Annotated in this window: 14 protein-coding genes, 2 tRNA genes and 1 riboswitch; of the genes, 2 read left to right on the top strand and 14 right to left on the bottom strand. The window is 70.4% G+C overall.

What is annotated here, in order from left to right:
- Window positions 1–16: 16 nt before the first annotated feature.
- The 4 genes from AC0665_RS34745 to AC0665_RS34730 form a co-directional block, all read right to left on the bottom strand.
- Entirely contained in the window at window positions 17–925 is a 909-nt protein-coding gene (locus AC0665_RS34745; protein ID WP_363119418.1) for a Bax inhibitor-1/YccA family protein, read from the bottom strand.
- 157 nt (window positions 926–1,082) lie between these two features.
- Window positions 1,083–2,309, bottom strand: a complete 1,227-nt coding sequence (locus AC0665_RS34740) for a 4-hydroxybenzoate 3-monooxygenase (protein ID WP_478609763.1) — start codon at window positions 2,307–2,309, stop codon at window positions 1,083–1,085.
- A 121-nt stretch (window positions 2,310–2,430) separates the two neighbouring features.
- A tRNA-Leu gene (locus tag AC0665_RS34735) sits at window positions 2,431–2,507 on the bottom strand.
- A 351-nt stretch (window positions 2,508–2,858) separates the two neighbouring features.
- Window positions 2,859–2,942: transfer RNA gene (locus AC0665_RS34730), tRNA-Leu, on the bottom strand.
- A gap of 416 nt (window positions 2,943–3,358) precedes the next feature.
- Between AC0665_RS34730 and AC0665_RS34725 the strand changes: the two genes are divergently transcribed.
- Window positions 3,359–4,129, top strand: a complete 771-nt coding sequence (locus tag AC0665_RS34725) for an ABC transporter ATP-binding protein (protein WP_478609760.1) — start codon at window positions 3,359–3,361, stop codon at window positions 4,127–4,129.
- Window positions 4,130–4,167: 38 nt separating this feature from the next.
- Window positions 4,168–6,696, top strand: a complete 2,529-nt coding sequence (locus AC0665_RS34720; RefSeq protein ID WP_478706542.1) for an ABC transporter permease — start codon at window positions 4,168–4,170, stop codon at window positions 6,694–6,696.
- 66 nt (window positions 6,697–6,762) lie between these two features.
- Here the strand turns inward: AC0665_RS34720 and AC0665_RS34715 are convergent, their stop codons facing one another.
- The 10 genes from AC0665_RS34715 to AC0665_RS34670 all read right to left on the bottom strand — a co-directional run bounded on the left by AC0665_RS34715 (window position 6,763) and on the right by AC0665_RS34670 (window position 18,266).
- Window positions 6,763–8,055: a class I SAM-dependent methyltransferase gene (locus tag AC0665_RS34715; protein ID WP_468636615.1), complete on the bottom strand. Its 1,293-nt coding sequence runs from the start codon at window positions 8,053–8,055 to the stop codon at window positions 6,763–6,765.
- Window positions 8,056–8,263: 208 nt separating this feature from the next.
- Window positions 8,264–9,652, bottom strand: a complete 1,389-nt coding sequence (locus AC0665_RS34710; RefSeq protein WP_363119413.1) for an NAD(P)/FAD-dependent oxidoreductase — start codon at window positions 9,650–9,652, stop codon at window positions 8,264–8,266.
- A 421-nt stretch (window positions 9,653–10,073) separates the two neighbouring features.
- On the bottom strand, window positions 10,074–11,015 hold the full coding sequence (locus AC0665_RS34705) for a Ppx/GppA phosphatase family protein (RefSeq protein WP_478609752.1): 942 nt from the start codon (window positions 11,013–11,015) through the stop codon (window positions 10,074–10,076).
- Entirely contained in the window at window positions 11,012–11,542 is a 531-nt protein-coding gene (locus AC0665_RS34700) for a DUF501 domain-containing protein (RefSeq protein ID WP_478706541.1), read from the bottom strand. The genes AC0665_RS34705 and AC0665_RS34700 overlap by 4 nt, the downstream gene beginning before the upstream one ends.
- A 52-nt stretch (window positions 11,543–11,594) precedes the next feature.
- Entirely contained in the window at window positions 11,595–12,071 is a 477-nt protein-coding gene (locus AC0665_RS34695; protein ID WP_390986857.1) for an FtsB family cell division protein, read from the bottom strand.
- Between the two features lie 102 nt (window positions 12,072–12,173).
- Entirely contained in the window at window positions 12,174–13,454 is a 1,281-nt protein-coding gene (eno, locus tag AC0665_RS34690) for a phosphopyruvate hydratase (protein WP_094053598.1), read from the bottom strand.
- A 263-nt stretch (window positions 13,455–13,717) separates the two neighbouring features.
- Complete coding sequence (locus tag AC0665_RS34685) at window positions 13,718–14,416, bottom strand: transglycosylase family protein (protein WP_468414315.1); 699 nt, start codon at window positions 14,414–14,416, stop codon at window positions 13,718–13,720.
- A gap of 4 nt (window positions 14,417–14,420) precedes the next feature.
- Window positions 14,421–14,587: riboswitch (cyclic di-AMP (ydaO/yuaA leader) on the bottom strand.
- Window positions 14,588–14,815: 228 nt separating this feature from the next.
- Window positions 14,816–15,787, bottom strand: a complete 972-nt coding sequence (locus AC0665_RS34680) for a transglycosylase family protein (protein ID WP_478706540.1) — start codon at window positions 15,785–15,787, stop codon at window positions 14,816–14,818.
- Window positions 15,788–15,907: 120 nt separating this feature from the next.
- Window positions 15,908–17,206 carry a cytochrome P450 family protein gene (locus tag AC0665_RS34675; protein ID WP_478706539.1) on the bottom strand — a complete coding sequence of 433 codons (1,299 nt, stop codon included), beginning with the start codon at window positions 17,204–17,206 and terminating at the stop codon, window positions 15,908–15,910.
- A 46-nt stretch (window positions 17,207–17,252) separates the two neighbouring features.
- Window positions 17,253–18,266, bottom strand: a complete 1,014-nt coding sequence (locus AC0665_RS34670) for a nucleoside triphosphate pyrophosphohydrolase (RefSeq protein WP_478706538.1) — start codon at window positions 18,264–18,266, stop codon at window positions 17,253–17,255.
- Window positions 18,267–18,290 lie beyond the last annotated feature (24 nt).

The following is an 18,290-nucleotide window of genomic DNA, read 5'->3' as shown; positions in this document are numbered from 1 at the left end:
CTGTGACCGTCGAAGATCAGTCGCTGCTGTTGAGGATCGACAGGAGCCGCAGGAACTCCATGTAGATCCAGACCAGCGTCAGCGTGAGGCCGAAGGCCGCCAGCCAGGCCTCCTCGCGCGGGGCGCCGTAGGCGACGCCGTCCTCGACCTGCTTGAAGTCCAGGGCGAGGAAGCAGGCGCCGAGGATGATGCCGATGACGCCGAAGACGACACCGAGGGCACCACTGCGGAAGCCGAGGCCGTCACCGCCGCCGAACACCGCGAACAGCAGGTTCACGGCCATCAGCAGGATGAAGCCGAGCGCGGCCGCCATCACGAAGCCGTAGAAGCGGCGGTTGACGCGGATCCAGCCGGCCTTGTAGGCGATCAGCACACCGGTGAAGACCGCCATGGTGCCGATCACGGCCTGCATGGCCGCGCCGTCGGCGATGCGGTTGTCGACGATGTTGGACACGACGCCGAGGAAGACACCCTCGAACGCGGCGTACGTCAGGATCAGCGCGGGCGAGGCCTTGCGCTTGAAGGACTGCACGAACGCCAGGACCATGCCGATCAGCGCGGCGCCGATACCGATGCCGTAGCTCCGGCTGATGTTGGCGTCGTCGACCGGCAGCAGGGCCCAGGAGAGCGCCGCGGTGAGGATGAGCACGCCGAGGGTGCTCGCCGTGCGCAGGACGACGTCGTCGATGGTCATCCGGCCGGTGGTGGCCGGGGCCTGCGGCGGCGCGCCGTACTGCAGGTCCTGCTGGGCGTAGGGGTTCTGCGCGTACGGGTTCTGCGCGTAGGGGTTACCCGTCGGCTGGGCGTACGGGTTGCCCTGGGTGGCGACAGCGGGACCCCCGGCCTGCGGCGCGGTGTTGAAGCCCGCGTAGCCGTTGTCGCGGCTGAACCCCCGTCGCGAGAAGACCGGGTTTCTGCTCCTCATTTCACTCCTCCATGGCCACCAGGCGCGGCCTTGGCTCAAGAGTAATAGGTAGGCAAAGGAATGACCCTACTGCTTGGGGAGGATCTTTCCCTCGTCGTGCTGCGCAACACGCTACGTGGCTTGGTGATTCCCCTCACCGCAGGGGGTCACTCCCGGCTCATCCGAAGGGGAAGCCCGTGTACGCCTCGGCCAGGTCCGTCTCGGCCGCCCGGGAGGTCGCGATCCGCTCCAGCCGGGCGAGCTGGAGCCGGTCCTCGAAGGGCGTCGCGCCGGGGGCGCGGTGCAGGAGGGTGGTCATGTCGTAGGAGAAGCGCTCGGCCTGCCAGACCCGGCGCAGGCAGGTGGCGGAGTAGGCGTCGAGCAGCTCCGGGGACCCGGTCTCCTGCTGGTGGATCAGGGCGCGCGCGAAGGTCACGACGTCGCCGACGGCGAGGTTCAGGCCCTTGGCCCCGGTCGGCGGGACGATGTGCGCCGCGTCGCCGGCGAGGAAGAGGCGGCCGTGCCGCATGGGCTCATGGACGTAGGAGCGCATCGGCGTGACCGACTTCTGGGTGATCGGGCCGCGCTCCAGGTGCCAGTCGTCGGCGGTCTCGAACCGGCGCTCCAGCTCGTCCCAGATCTCCTCGTCGCTCCACGCCCCGGCGTCGGTGCCGTGGGGCACCTGGAGGTAGAGGCGGGAGACGAAGGATTCGATGGGGAGCGAAGCGGCTTCCTTGGAAGGGTGGGGGCGGGTGACGGGCGGGCGCATGGACAGGAGCGCGAAACCGCGGTCGTGGCGGGCGTAGACGAGCTCGTGGTGCGAGGGCGGCACGTCGGCGAGGATGCCGAGCCACCCGAAGGGGTACGTCCGCTCGAAGACCCGGGCGAGTCCGGCGGGGATCGCCGTGCGGGCCACGCCCCAGAAGCCGTCGCAGCCGACGACGTAGGCGCACTCCAGGACGTCCTCGCGGCCCTCGTGCCGGAAGCGGACGCGCGGGGCGTCGGTCGTGGCGTCCTCCACGGCCAGGGCCTCCGCCTCGAAGAGCAGGGGCCCGCCCTCCCGGAGCTGGAGGGCGATGAGGTCCTTGCACACCTCGGTCTGGGCGTAGACCGTCACGGACCGGCCGCCGGTGAGGGAGGGGAAGTCGACGCGGTGGCGCCTGCGGTCGAAGCGGAGCTCGATGCCGTCGTGGCGCAGTCCCTCGCGGTCCATGCGCTCCCCGGCGCCGACCGCGCGCAGCACGTCCGCGGTGCCCTGCTCGAGGATGCCGGCACGCTGCCGCCGCTCGACGTAGGAGCGGTCGCGGCTCTCCAGGACGACCGCTTCGATGCCGGCGCGGTGCAGCAGCCGGGCGAGGAGGAGGCCGGCGGGGCCTGCTCCGATGATGCCGACGGTGGTGCGCATCGGGACCCCTTCTCACGCCTGTTCGTCAGGTGAAATTTCCTTCACCATGTGACTGCGAGTCTCCGACGGCGTGCGGCCGCTGTCAACGGGCACGCCGCGAACCGCTCGAATCGCCGGCGGCTGGTGCCCGGGGTGGGAGTCGAACCCACACTTGACCGCGTTTAAGGCGGTTGCGTCTGCCGGTTGCGCGACCCGGGCCGGACCCACACGGAGACCTGCGGCACAGGCCCCGGGTGACACCGCGATGGGGAGACGTCCGCGGCCGAGACTACCGAGAGAAGGTGACGGCCACTCACATAGGCCTCGAAAAAGCCGAATTGGTCATCGTGCAGCCCTTCGGGGGGCCGGGCCTCCGCCGGGTCGCGCGATGGGCCCGAGCAGCAGCCGTGCGCGCCATGGCCTCCTCGATCCTGTGGTGCGTGACGCTCAAGCTGGGCCGACTCTTATGACGGCATACCGGTCGGCGCTGAATTGCGTATTCCACGCCACATGGATAAGGGAGTGGGAACCCGGCCTTCTCGCCCCGGCCCGGCGTGATACGTGCGAAAGTGCCCGGAGCCGGACTCGAACCGGCACGCCCGCGAAGGGGCAGCGAGGTTTAAGCTCGCCGTGTCTGCATTCCACCATCCGGGCAGGCCGTGGGCTCCGCATCGAGGTTCCGAGACTATCCGGACAGGTCCCCCGAACAGCGGAAGCGTGGACCGATGTTGTCTTATTTTATTGACGTCTGAGGGTGCATCAGCACCCGGAACACGCCATCCGCACTTGCCAACAGCCTTGCGTGCGGCGATCGGCCGCGTATGCGGAATGACGGAATTTCACCGCCTGAACGAGGGCACTCCACCTGTTCTCGACACCTGGAAGCATTCGTTCCGGACGCAGGGGCCCCTCAGGGGTGTTCGTCATCCCCAGGTATGACACTGCCCCGCGCGGTCAGACCGCAGTCGGCCTTCGGAACCGGAACAACGGGTGACTACACGGCGGCGCGGGACCCGGACGATGGAACACGACCTTCCCCGTGCACAGCCGTCCGACAGGAGAGCCATCCCGTGACCACCGCACCCCTTGCCGACCGGGCGACGACCGTGGCCGCACGCGCCACGGAGCTGTCGAAGATCTACGGACAGGGTGAGACCCGGGTGGTCGCCCTGGACCGGGTCTCCGTCGACTTCCGGCAGGCCGAGTTCACCGCGATCATGGGCCCCTCCGGTTCCGGCAAATCCACTCTCATGCACTGCGTGGCCGGTCTCGACTCCTTCTCGTCCGGGTCCGTGCGCATCGGCGAGACCGAGCTCGGCTCGCTGAAGGACAAGCAGCTGACCAAGCTGCGGCGGGACAAGATCGGCTTCATCTTCCAGGCGTTCAACCTGCTGCCGACCCTGACGGCCCTGGAGAACATCACCCTTCCGATGGACATCGCGGGCCGCAAGCCGGACAAGGAGTGGCTGGACTCCGTCATCCGGATGGTCGGCCTGGCGGACCGGCTCGCCCACCGGCCGTCCCAGCTCTCCGGCGGTCAGCAGCAGCGCGTCGCCGTGGCCCGGGCACTGGCCTCCCGGCCCGAGATCATCTTCGGGGACGAGCCCACCGGCAACCTCGACTCGCGCTCCGGCGCGGAGGTGCTGGGCTTCCTGCGCAACTCCGTGCGGGAGCTGGGCCAGACCGTGGTGATGGTGACGCACGACCCGGTGGCCGCGGCCTACGCGGACCGGGTGATCTTCCTGGCGGACGGCCGGATCGTCGACGAGATGTACCGGCCGACGGCCGACTCCGTGCTGGACCGCATGAAGGCGTTCGACGCCAAGGGCCGCACCAGCTGATCCCCGTCAGGACCGACAGGACTGAGAAGAAAAAACCCATGTTCCGTACCGCCTTGCGCAACGTGTTCGCGCACAAGGCCCGGCTCCTGATGACCGTGCTCGCCGTGATGCTCGGCGTGGCCTTCGTGTCGGGGACCCTGGTCTTCACCAACACCATCTCCGACGCCTACCAGAAGAGCTCCGCCAAGGGCTTCGACCAGGTCGACGTCTCCGTGACCGCGGACTACGACGAAGCCGAGGGCGACAAGGTCGGAAAGCTCCACGAGCTGACCCAGGCCACCCTCGACAAGAGCGAGCGGGTGCCCGGGGCCGCGTCCGCCATCGGCGTCGTGCAGAGTTTCACGGCCATCGCCGACAAGGACGGCAAGCTCATCGGCCAGGGCTTCCAGTCGCAGGGCGGCAACTACTGGGGTGCCAAGGACCCCCGCTACCCGCTGGTCGGCGGACACGCCCCCAAGGGCCCCGGTGAGATCCTCATCGACTCCGCGACGGCGAAGCGCGCCGGCTACAAGGTCGGCGACACGGTACGGATGTCCGTCGACGGCCCGGTCCTGACCCCGAGGATCACCGGCATCTTCACCACCGACGACGGCAACGTCGCGGCCGGCGGCAGCCTCACCCTCTTCGACACGGCGACCGCCCAGAAGCTGCTGGGCAAGCCGGGCGTGTACGACCAGATCGACGTCAAGGCCAAGCCGGGCGTCTCCCAGACCGCGCTCAAGGCGGAGCTGGACAAGGCACTGCCCGAGGGCACCGTCTCGACCACCACCGGCAGGCAACTCGCAGACGACCAGGCGGAGATGATCGCCCGGTCGATGAGCGGCATGCAGACGGCCCTGCTGGTCTTCGCCGGTATCGCCCTGTTCGTCGGCACGTTCATCATCGCCAACACCTTCACCATGCTGGTCGCCCAGCGCACCAAGGAGCTGGCGCTGATGCGGGCGGTCGGCGCCTCCCGCCGGCAGGTGACGCGCTCGGTGCTCATCGAGGCGTTCGTGGTCGGCGCGGTCGCCGCCGTGACCGGGCTGGTCGCCGGCATCGGCATCGGGGCCGGACTGCGCTCCCTGATGGGCACGTTCGACGCGACCGTGCCCGACGGGCCGCTGGTCATCACGCCCGGCACGATCGTCGCCGCGCTGGCGGTCGGCATCCTGGTGACCATGCTCGCTGCGTGGCTGCCCGGCCGCCGGGCCGCGAAGATCCCGCCGGTGGCGGCCATGAGCAGCGTGCATGCCAAGGCCACGACCAAGTCGCTGGTGCTGCGCAACACCCTGGGCGCCCTGGTCTCGGCCGCGGGCATCGCGGTGGTCCTGGTGGCCACGACCATGGACGGCTCCGACGGCCAGCTGCCGATGGGCTTCGGCGCGGTGCTGCTGATCATCGGCGTGTTCATCCTCACCCCGCTGCTGTCCCGCCCGCTGATCGCCGCCGCGGCGCCGGTCCTGCGCGCCTTCGGCATCTCCGGCAAGCTGGCCCGGCAGAACTCGGTGCGCAACCCGCGCCGCACGGCCGCCACCGCCTCCGCCCTGATGATCGGCCTGACCCTGATCACCGGTATGACCGTGATGGCGGGCAGCCTCCAGCAGGCCATCGAGAAGATGGCGTCGGCGTCGATCAAGGCCGACTACGTGGTCTCCATGGCGAACGGCAACCCGCTGTCGCCGGACGTCGAGAAGAAGCTCGAGCAGGCCGGTGACGTCACCGCCACCAGCCCGATGCTCAACGCCGAGACCCGCGTCGAAGGGCGCAGCGAGTACGTGACCGGCGTCAACGGCGCCGCGATCCGCGACCTGGTCGGCCCCGAGCTCGACCAGGGGTCCTTCGAGGTCGGCGGCACGCGGGTCGTCGTGGACAGCGAGACCGCCGAGTCCAACGGCTGGAAGGCCGGTTCCGCCTTCACCCTCTCCTACGAGGACGGCGAGAAGCAGAAGCTGACGGTCGCCGGGACCTACGAGAGCAACGACTTCCTGAGCGGCATCCTGCTCGACGAGAAGACCCTCGCCCCGCACGCGTCGGACCCGTACAACATGAAGGTCATGGTGAGGACCTCCGACGGCACGTCCGGCGCGGTGCAGGACCGGCTGGAGAAGGCCCTCGGCACCAATCCGGCCATCAAGGTGCAGTCCAAGGACGACATCTCCAACGAGATCGCGAGCATGTTCACGCTGATGCTGAACATGGTCTACGGCCTGCTCGCGATGGCGGTGATCGTGGCGGTGCTCGGCGTCATCAACACGCTGGCCATGTCGGTCTTCGAGCGCTCGCAGGAGATCGGGATGCTCCGCGCGATCGGCCTGGACCGCAAGGGCATCAAGCGGATGGTCCGCCTGGAGTCCCTGGTGATCTCCCTGTTCGGCGCGGTGCTGGGCATCGGTCTGGGCGTGTTCTTCGGCTGGGCGGCCGGGGAGCTGCTGGCCTCGAAGATGGCGACGTACGAACTGGTCCTGCCGTGGGCGCGGATGGGGGTGTTCCTGCTGCTGGCCGCGACGGTGGGTGTCCTGGCGGCGCTGTGGCCGGCCCGGCGTGCGGCGCGGCTGAACATGCTGGAGGCCATCAAGGCGGAGTAGCCCCACGCGGTGGCGCACGGGCGGAGGGTCCCTTTCCCACGGGGGGAGAGGGACCCTCCGTCGTCGTCAGTTCCAGGTACGGGCCCGCAGCGGCAGTCCCGACGTCCCGGGCTCGGGGGTGCGGACGGCCAGGACCTGGTTGACGCCGATGCGGTTGCGTTCGAAGGCCAGCGCGGAGGCCGCCATGTACAGACGCCAGACCCGGGCGCGGCCGGGGCCGGCCAGCCGCACCGCACGCTGCCAGTCGGCCTCCAGACGGGTCACCCAGTGGCGCAGGGTGAGGGCGTAGTGCTCGCGGATCGCCTCGACGTCGCGCACCTCGAACCCGGCGCGCTCCAGCCGGGCCACGGTGCTGCCGATCGGCTGGAGTTCACCGTCGGGGAAGACGTAGGAGTCGATGAACGCGTCGACGCTGTACTCCGACTCGTCGCGCTGCGGGCGGCGGGCGATCTGGTGGTTCAGGAGGCGCCCGCCGGGCTTGAGCAGGCCGTACAGGTCTTCGGCGTACTGCTGGTACCGGTCGGCGCCGACGTGTTCGGCCATGCCGATGGAGGAGATCGCGTCGTAGGGCCCGTCGCGGACGTCGCGGTAGTCCTGGACGCGGATCTCGACCTTGTCGGTGAGGCCCTCGCCGGCGACGCGCTTGCGGGCGTAGGCGGCCTGTTCCTGCGAGAGCGTGACGCCGACGACGTGCACGCCGTGCTCGCGGGCGGCGTGGACGGCCAGGGAGCCCCAGCCGCAGCCGACGTCGAGGAGCCGCTGACCGGGTCTCAGACCGAGCTTGCGGCAGACCAGTTCGAGCTTGTCGTGCTGGGCCTGTTCGAGGGTGCTGTCCGGGGTGGGCCAGTAGGCGCAGGAGTACACCATGGACGGGCCGAGGACGATCTCGTAGAAGTCGTTGCCGACGTCGTAGTGGTGACTGATGGCGCGTCGGTCGGTGTGCTTGGTGTGCAGGTGGCGGCGGGGGCGGCGGGCCTCCTCGCGGGGCGGGGCCGGCGGCAGCGGGGGCCCGGCGAGCCTGACCAGGCCGCGCACGGCGGCTCGGACCTCGGGGTCGCGCAGGGCCTGGGCGAGGGTGCGGGCGTCCTCGCCGCGCTCCCAGATGAGACCGGCCAGCACATCGAGAGTGGCGTAGAGGTCTCCCTCGATGTCGAGGTCGCCCGCCACCCAGGCGCGGGCCAGGCCCAGTTCGCCCGGCTTCCACAGCAGGCGGCGCAGCGCGCGGCGGTGGCGTACGACCAGGGTCGGCGCGCCCGGCGGGCCCGCCTGCGATCCGTCCCAGGCACGGATGCGCACCGGGAGCGGCGCTCCCAGCAGCTGTGTGAAGAGGCCCTGCAGCCGCTGCGCGGCGTCTGCCATGGTGTACACCTCCGATAGGAGTACCCCCTGCTCGAGCGAAGTCGAGAGCTTGGGGAAGGGGAATCCCGGAATGTCCGACACCACGTAAACACCTGCGGGGCTTCGGCGCAGTCCCCGGCACGCGTCATGTCTGGGCAAAAGACGCCGGAGGGCCTCCCGCACCACGGATGGCGGGAGGCCCTTCGTCAGGCGGATGTGCGACCGGAGGTCAGGAGGCCTTGGCCTTCTCCTCGGTCTTCTCCTTCGGCGCGGAGGCGACCGGGGCCGGCTTGGCGGCCTCGTAGAACTCCTCGCGCGGCGTCTCGATGGCGCCGAGCGAGACGACCTCGCGCTTGAGGAACATGCCGAGGGTCCAGTCGGCGAAGACGCGGATCTTGCGGTTCCAGGTCGGCATGGCCAGGCCGTGGTAGCCACGGTGCATGTACCAGGCGAGACGGCCCTTGAGCTTGATCTTCATCTTGCCCATGACGATCATCGCGACGCCCTTGTGGAGGCCGAGACCGGCCACCGCGCCCTTGTTGGCGTGGGCGTAGTCCTTCTGCGGGAAGCCCCGCATGCCGGACACCACGTTGTCGCCGAGGACCTTGGCCTGGCGCAGCGCGTGCTGGGCGTTCGGCGGGCACCAGGCGTTCTCGTTGCCCGCCTTGCGGCCGACGAGGTCGGGGACCTGGGCGTTGTCACCGGCGGCCCAGATGTAGTCGGTGCCCTTGACCTGGAGGGTCGGCTCGCAGTCGACGTGACCGCGGGGGCCCAGCGGCAGGCCGTAGCGGGCCAGGGCCGGGTTGGGCTTGACGCCGGCGGTCCACACGATGGTGTTGGAGTCGACCTCGAGGCCGTTCTTCAGCACCACGTGGCCGTCGACGCAGGAGTCCATGGAGGTGGACAGGTAGACCTCGACGCCGCGGCCCTCGAGGTGCTCCTTGCCGTACTTGCCGAGCTTGGGGCCGACCTCGGGGAGGATCTTGTCGGCGGCGTCGACCAGGATGAAGCGCATGTCCTCACGGGACACGTTCTTGTAGTACTTCGCCGCGTCGCGGGCCATGTCCTCGACCTCGCCGATGGTCTCCGCACCGGCGAAGCCGCCGCCCACGAAGACGAAGGTGAGCGCCTTGCGGCGGATCTCCTCGTCGGTGGTGGAGTCGGCCTTGTCCAGCTGCTCGAGGACGTGGTTGCGCAGGCCGATGGCCTCCTCGATGCCCTTCATGCCGATGCCCTGCTCGGCGAGGCCGGGGATCGGGAAGGTGCGGGAGACCGCGCCGAGCGCGATCACCAGGTAGTCGAAGGGCAGCTCGTAGGCCTCGCCGACCAGCGGGGAGACCGTGGCGACCTTGCGGTCCTGGTCGATGGTGGTGACCCGGCCGGTGAGGACCTCCGCCTTGGGCAGCACGCGTCGCAGCGGGACGACGACGTGGCGCGGGGAGATGTTGCCGGCGGCGGCTTCGGGGAGGAAGGGCTGGTAGGTCATGTACGACCGGGGGTCGACGACCGTGACGGTCGCCTCGCCGTAGCGCATCTTCTTCTGGATGCGCCGAGCTGCGTACAGGCCTACGTACCCACCGCCTACTACGAGGATCCTGGGACGCTCCGTGGTGCTCATGCCATCGAGTATCCACCCGTCTCAGGGGGGTGGCTCGTGCGCCCCTTCACAAGCTCGGAGGGGGTGTGTGTTATCCTCCGCCGCCCACGTGATCCACATCATGGTGACAACCGGGAGCGTTTGTGCACCCCGGACCGTTGTCAATGCCGCGTGAGCTGCCTCTCTGCGCCCGAGGGGCTCGAGTGAGGCCCTCCCGGGACGCCCTCGCGGACCCCTCCCCGGACCCCTCCATACCATGCTTCTGAACATGTTCAAAGGGCTGTTCAGCCCCCGGACGGGTCAACGGGGCCCCTCTGGTCGCCCGGGAGGGCCGAATTCCTTGTGAAGAACTTCACGAACTTTTCCGACGGGCTGTCGCCGGGGGGTCTCCGCGACCCCCCGGGAGGCGCTCATTCGTGATCCATGCCTGCTCAGAAGCGGGCTAGGCGATCGACCACGCGATGCCGTCGAGGATGTCGTGCTCGCTGACGACGACCTCCCGAGCACCGATCCGCTCCATGATCGACAGCAGCACCAGGGCGCCCGCCCCGATCACGTCGACCCGGCCCGGGTGCATGGAGGGCACCGCCGCGCGCTCGGCGTGGGTGGAGCGCAGCAGCCACTCGGTGATCTCCCGGACCCGGTCGTAGGAGACCCGGGAGTGGTGGATGGCCTGCGAGTCGTACGCGGGCAGCTCCTGCGCGATCGCCGACACGGTCGTCACGGAGCCGGCCAGGCCGACCAGCGTGCGGGCCTCGCGCAGCGGAACCGTCTGCTCGGCGAGGTCGAGCGCGGCCTCGATGTCGGCCCGCATCGCCGAGATCTGCTCCTCGGAGGGCGGGTCGCTCACCACGCCGTCCCGGACCAGGTGCCGCTCGGTCATGCGGACGCAGCCGACGTCCACCGAGCGGGCCGCCCGGACCCGGTCGTCGCCCACGACGAACTCGGTCGAGCCGCCGCCGATGTCCACCACCAGGTAGGGCCGGGGCAGGTGGTCGCCCCCGGCCAGCTCCTTGGTGGCGCCGGTGAAGGAGAACTCGGCTTCCCGGTCCCCGGTGATCACCTCGGGCTCGACGCCCAGGATGTCCAGCACCCCGCGCACGAACTCGTCCCGGTTCTCGGCGTCCCGGGAGGCGGAGGTCGCCACGAACCGCAGCCGCTGCGCCCCGTGCTCCTTGATGATCCCGGCGTACTCGCGGCACGCCGCGAAGGTCCGCCGCAACGCCTCGGGGGCGAGCCGGCCCGTGCGGTCCACGCCCTGCCCGAGCCGGACGATGGTCATCCGGCGGTCCAGGTCAACGAGCTCGCCGGTGGCGGGGTCGGCCTCGGCGACCAGCAGCCGGATGGAGTTCGTACCGCAGTCCACGGCGGCGACACGGGTCACTGGGCGGCCTCCTCGGCGGTCGTCACGCAGGCGCCCTTGCGCCACCACTCCGGCAGCATCGCCAGCGCCTCGTCGCCCAGCGGGTTCACGCCCGGCCCGGCGGCCAGCGAGTGGGCCACCAGGACGTGCAGGCACTTCACCCGGTCCGGCATGCCGCCCGCGCTCGGGAAGTTCTTCAGCTCCTCGATCTCGTCACGGCGCCGGATGTAGTCCTCGTGCGCCGCCCGGTAGGCCGCCGCCAGCTCCGGGTCCGAGGCCAGCCGCTCGGTCATCTCCTTCATCACGCCGTTGGCCTCCAGCGTGCCGATCGCGGAGTTCGCCTTCGGGCACGTCAGGTAGTACAGCGTCGGGAAGGGCGTGCCGTCGGGCAGGCGGGGGGCCGTCTCCACGACGTCGGGCTGTCCGCACCGGCAGCGGTGCGCGATCGCGCGCAGCCCGCGCGGGGGCCGGCCGAGCTGCTGCTTGAAGGCCTCGACGTCGGCGTCGGTGGGCTCGGTGCGCGGGGTGGTCGGCGGGGGCGTTTCCATGACTGTCTTCAGGCTGTCTTTCTCTGGGTTCAGGGCACTGGCTGGGGCCGGGTCACCGGTCGGAGGCGTCGGCCTTGTCGACCCCGTCCCAGACGTTCGAGTACCAGGGGCGGTCGGCCGCCCCCAGGTCGGTGCGCGACTGCTTCGCCGCGTGCGGGTCGACGACGATGAAACCCGTCTCCCCCGGCATGACGTAGTGCAACCGCTGCCGGATCTGCTGCTCGGCGTACGCGTCGTCCTGCCAGCGCGCCTTCAGGTCGCGCAGCCGTTCGACGCGCTCGCGGGCCTGCCGCTGTTCGCGTTGCAGGTCGTCGATCTCGGCGCGCTGCGAGACGTACTCCCGCATCGGGTAGGCCAGGGCCACGATCAGCGAGCACATCACCAGGGCGAGCAGCGCGGCCCGGCCGGTCAGCCGCGAGCGCCGGGCCTGGCGCTTGGTCTGGGAGCGGTAGACCCGGGCCGCGGTCTGCTCGCCGAGCAACCGGATCCTGGTCGCGGTGGAGAACCGGTCCCGGTCCTTCACGGCCATCTGTCCGCCTCCCGCTCCACCGTCATACGCGCGTACGTCCCCGGACACGGTACGGGACCGAGTACGGGGACGTACGTACGACGCTGCTACTTACGAGCCGGGTCAGCCCTTGAAGCGCGGGAAGGCGCTGCGGCCGGCGTAGACCGCCGCGTCGTCGAGGATCTCCTCGATGCGCAGCAGCTGGTTGTACTTGGCGACGCGCTCGGAGCGGGCCGGGGCGCCGGTCTTGATCTGGCCGCAGTTGGTGGCGACGGCCAGGTCGGCGATGGTGACGTCCTCGGTCTCGCCGGAGCGGTGGGACATCATGCACTTGAAGCCGTTGCGCTGGGCCAGCTCGACGGCGTCCAGCGTCTCGGTCAGCGAGCCGATCTGGTTGACCTTGACCAGGAGCGCGTTGGCCGCGCCCTCCTCGATGCCGCGGGCCAGGCGCTCGGGGTTGGTCACGAACAGGTCGTCGCCGACGAGCTGGACCTTGTCACCGAGCTTGTCGGTGATGGTCTTCCAGCCCTCCCAGTCGTCCTCGAACAGCGGGTCCTCGATGGACACGAGCGGGTACGCGTCGACGAGCTCCGCGTAGTACTCGGTCATCTCGGCCGCCGAGCGCTCCTTGCCCTCGAAGGTGTAGACGCCGTCCTTGTAGAACTCGGAGGCGGCGACGTCGAGGGCGAGGGCGATCTGCTCGCCGGGGGTGTAGCCGGCTTCCTTGATCGCCTCGAGGATGAGGTCGAGGGCCTCGCGGTTGGAGCCGAGGTTCGGGGCGAAGCCGCCCTCGTCGCCGAGGCCGGTGGCCAGGCCCTTGGACTTCAGGACCTTCTTCAGCGTGTGGTAGACCTCGGCGCCCCAGCGCAGGGCCTCGGAGAAGGACTCCGCGCCGATGGGGGCGATCATGAACTCCTGGATGTCTACGTTGGAGTCGGCGTGCGAGCCGCCGTTCAGGATGTTCATCATCGGCACCGGCAGCAGGTGCGCGTTGGGGCCGCCCAGGTAGCGGAACAGCGGCAGGTCGCTGGCCTCGGAGGCGGCGTGGGCGACGGCGAGGGAGACGCCGAGGATGGCGTTGGCGCCGAGGGAGCCCTTGTTGTCGGTGGCGTCCAGGTCGAACATCGCCTGGTCGATCAGGCGCTGCTCGGTGGCGTCGTAGCCGACCAGCTCCGGGCCGATCTGCTCGATGACCGCGAGGACGGCCTTCTCCACACCCTTGCCGAGGTAGCGGTTCGAGTCGCCGTCGCGGAGCTCGATGGCCTCGAAGGCGCCCGTGGAGGCGCCGGACGGGACGGCGGCACGACCGGTGCTGCCGTCGTCGAGGCCGACCTCGACCTCGACCGTGGGGTTGCCTCGGGAGTCCAGGATTTCCCGGGCTACGACGACGTCGATGGACGGCACGAGCATCTCCTTCTTGAATGTGACGCGGTGACGCGGGTCGCGTGGACCCGGCGGGGTGCGGGCCGTGGTGGCTCGCGACATGAGCCTAACCGGCTCCGGGCGATCGGCCACCGGGTCGCCCACCCCATGGACAGAACCGAGAGTAAATTGTTTCCGAACGGAACAAAGCCGGTTGCCGAAAAAACCCCGCCCCGGTGCGCACGGGGGATGGCGCACCGGGGCGGGGAGTCCGTGGGCCCCGGGGGGCCGGGAGGGGCCGCTGCTTACTTCAGGTGCAGCTGCTGGCCCGGGTAGATGAGGTTGGCGTCCTCGACGATGTCCTTGTTCAGCTCGAAGAGCTTCTCCCAGCCGCCCTTGACCTTCTTGTCCGCGGCGATGGAGCTGAGGGTGTCGCCCTCGACGACCTTGTACTCGCCGTCGCCCTTCTTGACCTTCTTGCCGGTCGGGGTGGTGACGGTCTTCTTGGCGGCCGGGCGGTCCTCGGAGCGGGAGGCCGGCTGCTGCTCGGTCTTGCGGGTCTCGGTGCTCTGCTGGCTCTGCTGCTGCGTGGAGCTGCCGGAGTCGCTCGACGAGCCGCCGCCGGTGTAGCCGGCACCCGACAGGCCCTTGCCGCAGACCGGCCAGGCGCCCTTGCCCTGGCTCGCCAGGACCTTCTCGGCGACCTGGATCTGCTGGTCCTTGCTGGCCTGGTCGGCGGTCGAGGCGTACTGCGTGCCGCCGTACGCGGCCCAGGTGGAGGCGGAGAACTGCAGACCGCCGTAGTAGCCGTTGCCGGTGTTGATGGACCAGTTGCCGCCGGACTCGCACTGGGCGACGGCGTCCCACTCGGAGGCGGTGGCGGCGGAGGCGTTGCCGGCCGCCATCAGCGGGGCGGCGATGGCGACACCGGTGACACCGGCGAGCGCGGCGGCGCGGGTGGCCTTGGACGGACGACGGTGCTTGCCCTTGGCGGAAAACAGCATGGAGAGATCCCCTCACCGACGCCTGCGAGGTGAGCTGTCGGGTTCGGGCCGGTTGAGTTGCCCGGCCGCGTCCCTCACGGGACACGGCTTCACCCCAAGCCCTTCCGGCACAACCGGCCGGTCGGGCACCTACCTTGGGTCCCCCGCTCCTGCCTACGGCGCTTGACGCGACGACTGTTCCCGTGCGGCCGCTGGCAGGATTCGGCGTTGCGGCAGCCGGGGCTCGTGGTGACGAGCGATCACGACCGTAGACACGCGATCCGCCGAATTTCAAAGACGATCAGGGCTTCTGAGATCTATCTCTCACCGGCCTTATACGGGACATTCGGCGCGAAACATGACGTGAACTCACCCGGTTTAGGGGTGACTTCGACCGCCGTTTCCGCACTGCCCGGACGGCTACCCCTCGTCCGCTTCGACCCCTGTGGTGAGCTTCTGACCGGGGAGGATGAGGTTCGGGTCGGTACCGACCGTCTGCTCGTTGTCGTCGTAGAGGGAGTGCCATCCGCCGTCGACGTCAAGGGAGTCGGCGATGGACCAGAGGCTGTCGCCGACGCCGACGATGTAGGCGCCCTGGGAAGCGTCACGGGAGGCGTCACCGCCGCGCGAGGCGTGACGGCCCGAGGACGCGCCCTCACGGCCGCTCGCGGACGCGGAGTCCTCCTCGGCGCCGGGGCCGCGGTGACGGCCGGAGCCGGCGTCCGCCGGGGCCGAGGACTCGCCGCGCTGACGCGAGTTGGCGGACTCGCCGCCCTCACCGGAGCCGGAGCTGCCGGACTTCTCGTCCCGCTCCTGCTTCTCGCCCCGCTCCTGCGAGGTGGAATCGGACGACTTGTCGGACTTGCTGGTTTCATCCTTCTCGGTCGACCGTGCGTCGGGCGACGACGACGGGCTCGAAGAGGCCTCCGGAGAAGGGGACGCGTCAGGGCCGTCGAGCAGACCGGGTGAGTCCACCTCACCGGACGTCTCGGACGAGCCGGACGTGTCCGACCCCTTGCCCTGTTCGAGGCCCGAGAGCAGTCCGCAGGTGCGCCACGCGCCGACCCCCTGGTCGGCGAGGACTCTCTCGGCCACGGATATCTGCTGGGAGCGACTGGCCAGGTCGGCACTCGCGGCGTAGTCGAGACCGCCGTACTTCTCCCAGTCCTCCTGGGACAACTGCAGGCCGCCGTAATAGCCGTTACCGCTGTTCTGGCTCCACGCGCCGCCGGTCTCGCAGTCCGCGACCCGGTCCCAGGTCGTGCCGTCGGCCGCGCTGGCACCGGAGGCCCCGAGGAGAGGGATCGCGATGGCGGAGCCGGTCACTCCGGCCGCCACGAGGAGAGCCGGAGCCTGACGGGGGCGGCGGTGCCGACCGTTCCCGGAGAGCATACGGAGACCTTTCGCGAGACAGCAGTGACCGGCGGCCGGAATCCCGGGCCGCGTTGATGGGTGAACGTATCGGCAGACGATCACTTGTCACAAGTTCATGCCGCGCAGATCACGTGAAGATCACAGCTCTGATGTTTCGTCACGTCCGGCCGGTGCGAACTCCACCGGCAGCGTGCGCAGCCCCCGCATGATGAGCCCGCCGCGCCACCGCAGCTCGGCCGGATCCGCCGCCAGCCGCAGGTCCGGGAGGCGGGTGAGGAGGGTGGCGAGCGCGGTCTGGCCCTCCAGGCGGGCGAGCGGGGCGCCGAGGCAGTAGTGGATGCCGTGGCCGTACCCGAGGTGCTGGTTGTCGCGGCGGGCGAGGTCCAGGGCGTCCGGGTCGGCGAACCGCTCCGGGTCCCGGTCCGCGGCGGCCAGGACGACCAGGACGGGATCGCCGGCCTCGACGCGCTGCCCGCCGAGCGTGAGGGGCTGCGTGGCGAAGCGCCAGGTGGCGAGCTCGACCGGGCCGTCGTAGCGCAGCAGTTCCTCGACGCCGGTCTCCAGCAGGCCCGTCTCCCCGGCGGCGAGGGACGCCTGGAGGCGGGCGCGTTCCCCGGGGTGGGTGAGCAGGGCGTAGGTGCCGTTGCCGATCAGGTTCACCGTGGTCTCGAAACCGGCGAACAGCAGGATGAAGGCCATGGCCGCCACCTCGTTCTCGGTGAGGTGCTCACCGTGGTCCGAGGCGCGGATGAGGCCGGAGATGAGGTCCTCGCCCGGGGTGGGCTCGGCGGGCAGCGCCTCCCGCTTGCGGTGGATGAGGTCGGCGAGGTAACCGCGCATCTTCTTCACCGAGCGCGCCACGCCGCCCCGCGGACCGCCCTGGTGACGGATCATCATGCCCGCCCAGTCGCGGAAGTCGTCCTGGTCCTCGCGGGGGACGCCGAGCAGGTCGCAGATGGCGTAGATGGGCAGCGGGAAGGCGAAGTCGTGGATGAGGTCGGCGGAGCCCTTGTGCGCGAACCCGTCGATGAGGGTGTCGGTGAGCTCCTGCACCCGTGGCGCGAACTCGGCGACGCGGCGAGGCGTGAACGCCTTGGACACCAGCCGGCGCAGCCGGGTGTGATCCGGCGGGTCGATGTTCAGCAGATGCGTCATCAGCTCCGCCTTGCGCTCGCCGGGGATCCCGGTCTTGCCCTTGGCGTGCGCCGGTTCGTCGTGGTGCGCCGGGTTCTTGGAGAGCCGGTTGTCGGCGAGCGTCTGCTTGGCGTCGGCGTACCGCGTGACCAGCCATGCCTCCACCCCGCTGGGGAGCCGCGTCCTGTGGACGGGGCTGTGCGTGCGGAGCCAGGCGTAGGCGGGGTAGGGGTCGCTCGCGAACTCCCAGGTGAAGAGCTCGGGAGCGGTCGCGGGTGTGCTGGGCGAGGGCTGGTCGGTCACGCGTCGACCGTATCCGGCCCGCCGCCTCTCCCCCGCCCCGGACCGCTCAGCCCTCGGCCTGCCGGATCGCGTCGCGGTAGGAGCGGGCCGCCGCCCTGAGGGCCGCCTCCGGGTCGACGCCCTCCGCCTCGGCGCGGACGGCCAGGGCCAGGAGCTCGTAGCCGACGCCCTCGACGGGCGGGAGCGGTATGTCCAGGCCCGCCGTGCGCACGCGGGAGGCCAGCTTGGCGGCGAGGGCGAGGCCGGGCTGGCCGAGGGGGATGCCCTCGGTGATCGAGGTGCGCTGCTTCTCGACCGCCTTGGTGCGCAGCCAGTGCTCCTTGACCTCTTCGGGGGTGGTGGCCGTCGCGTCGCCGAAGACATGCGGATGGCGGTGGATCAGCTTGGCGACGATGCCGCCGGCCACGTCGTCGATGGAGAAGGGCTCCTCCCCGTCCTCCGGGCGGCCCTCCTCGGCGATCCGGGCGTGGAAGACGACCTGGAGGAGGACGTCACCGAGCTCCTCGCGCAGTTCGTCGCGGTCGCCCTCCTCGATCGCCTCGACGAGTTCGTACGCCTCCTCGATGCCGTACTTGGCCAGGCCCTGGTGGGTCTGCCGGGAGGACCACGGGCATTCGAGGCGGATGCGGTCCATGACCTGGACGAGGTCCAGGAGACGGGCGCCGGGGAGGTCGTAGGAGGCGGGCAGCAGCTCCAGCTCGGGCATGGCGATCCGGCCGGTGCCGGCGAGGCGGGCCAGCCCGTCGGTGAGGGCCGGTTCGCCCTCGCCCGTCGCCACCACGACCACCGTGCGGCCGCCGGCGCAGGCGCCGACCAGCTCCTCGGCGGTCGGCGCCGCCTCGTCGACGGCGATCCCCGCCTCGCGCAGATACGGCAGCTGCGGGTGGGCACCGTCCGCGCACAGCACCTGGTCCGCCCCGTGCAGCGCCTGCCAGGCGGGCCAGGAGAGCAGGCCGGGGGCGACGCGGTGGCTGGTGGTGAGCAGGACGATGCGGCCGGTGGCGGCCGCCGCGCCGGTCCGCGCGGGGCCCGGTCCGGCTTCGGGGCTGTTGGCGTTCACGGTTCGAAGCTATCCCACGCCGCC

The organism is Streptomyces sp. NPDC043685 (assembly GCF_056436585.1).
This window is presented reverse-complemented; position numbering and strand designations above follow the sequence as displayed.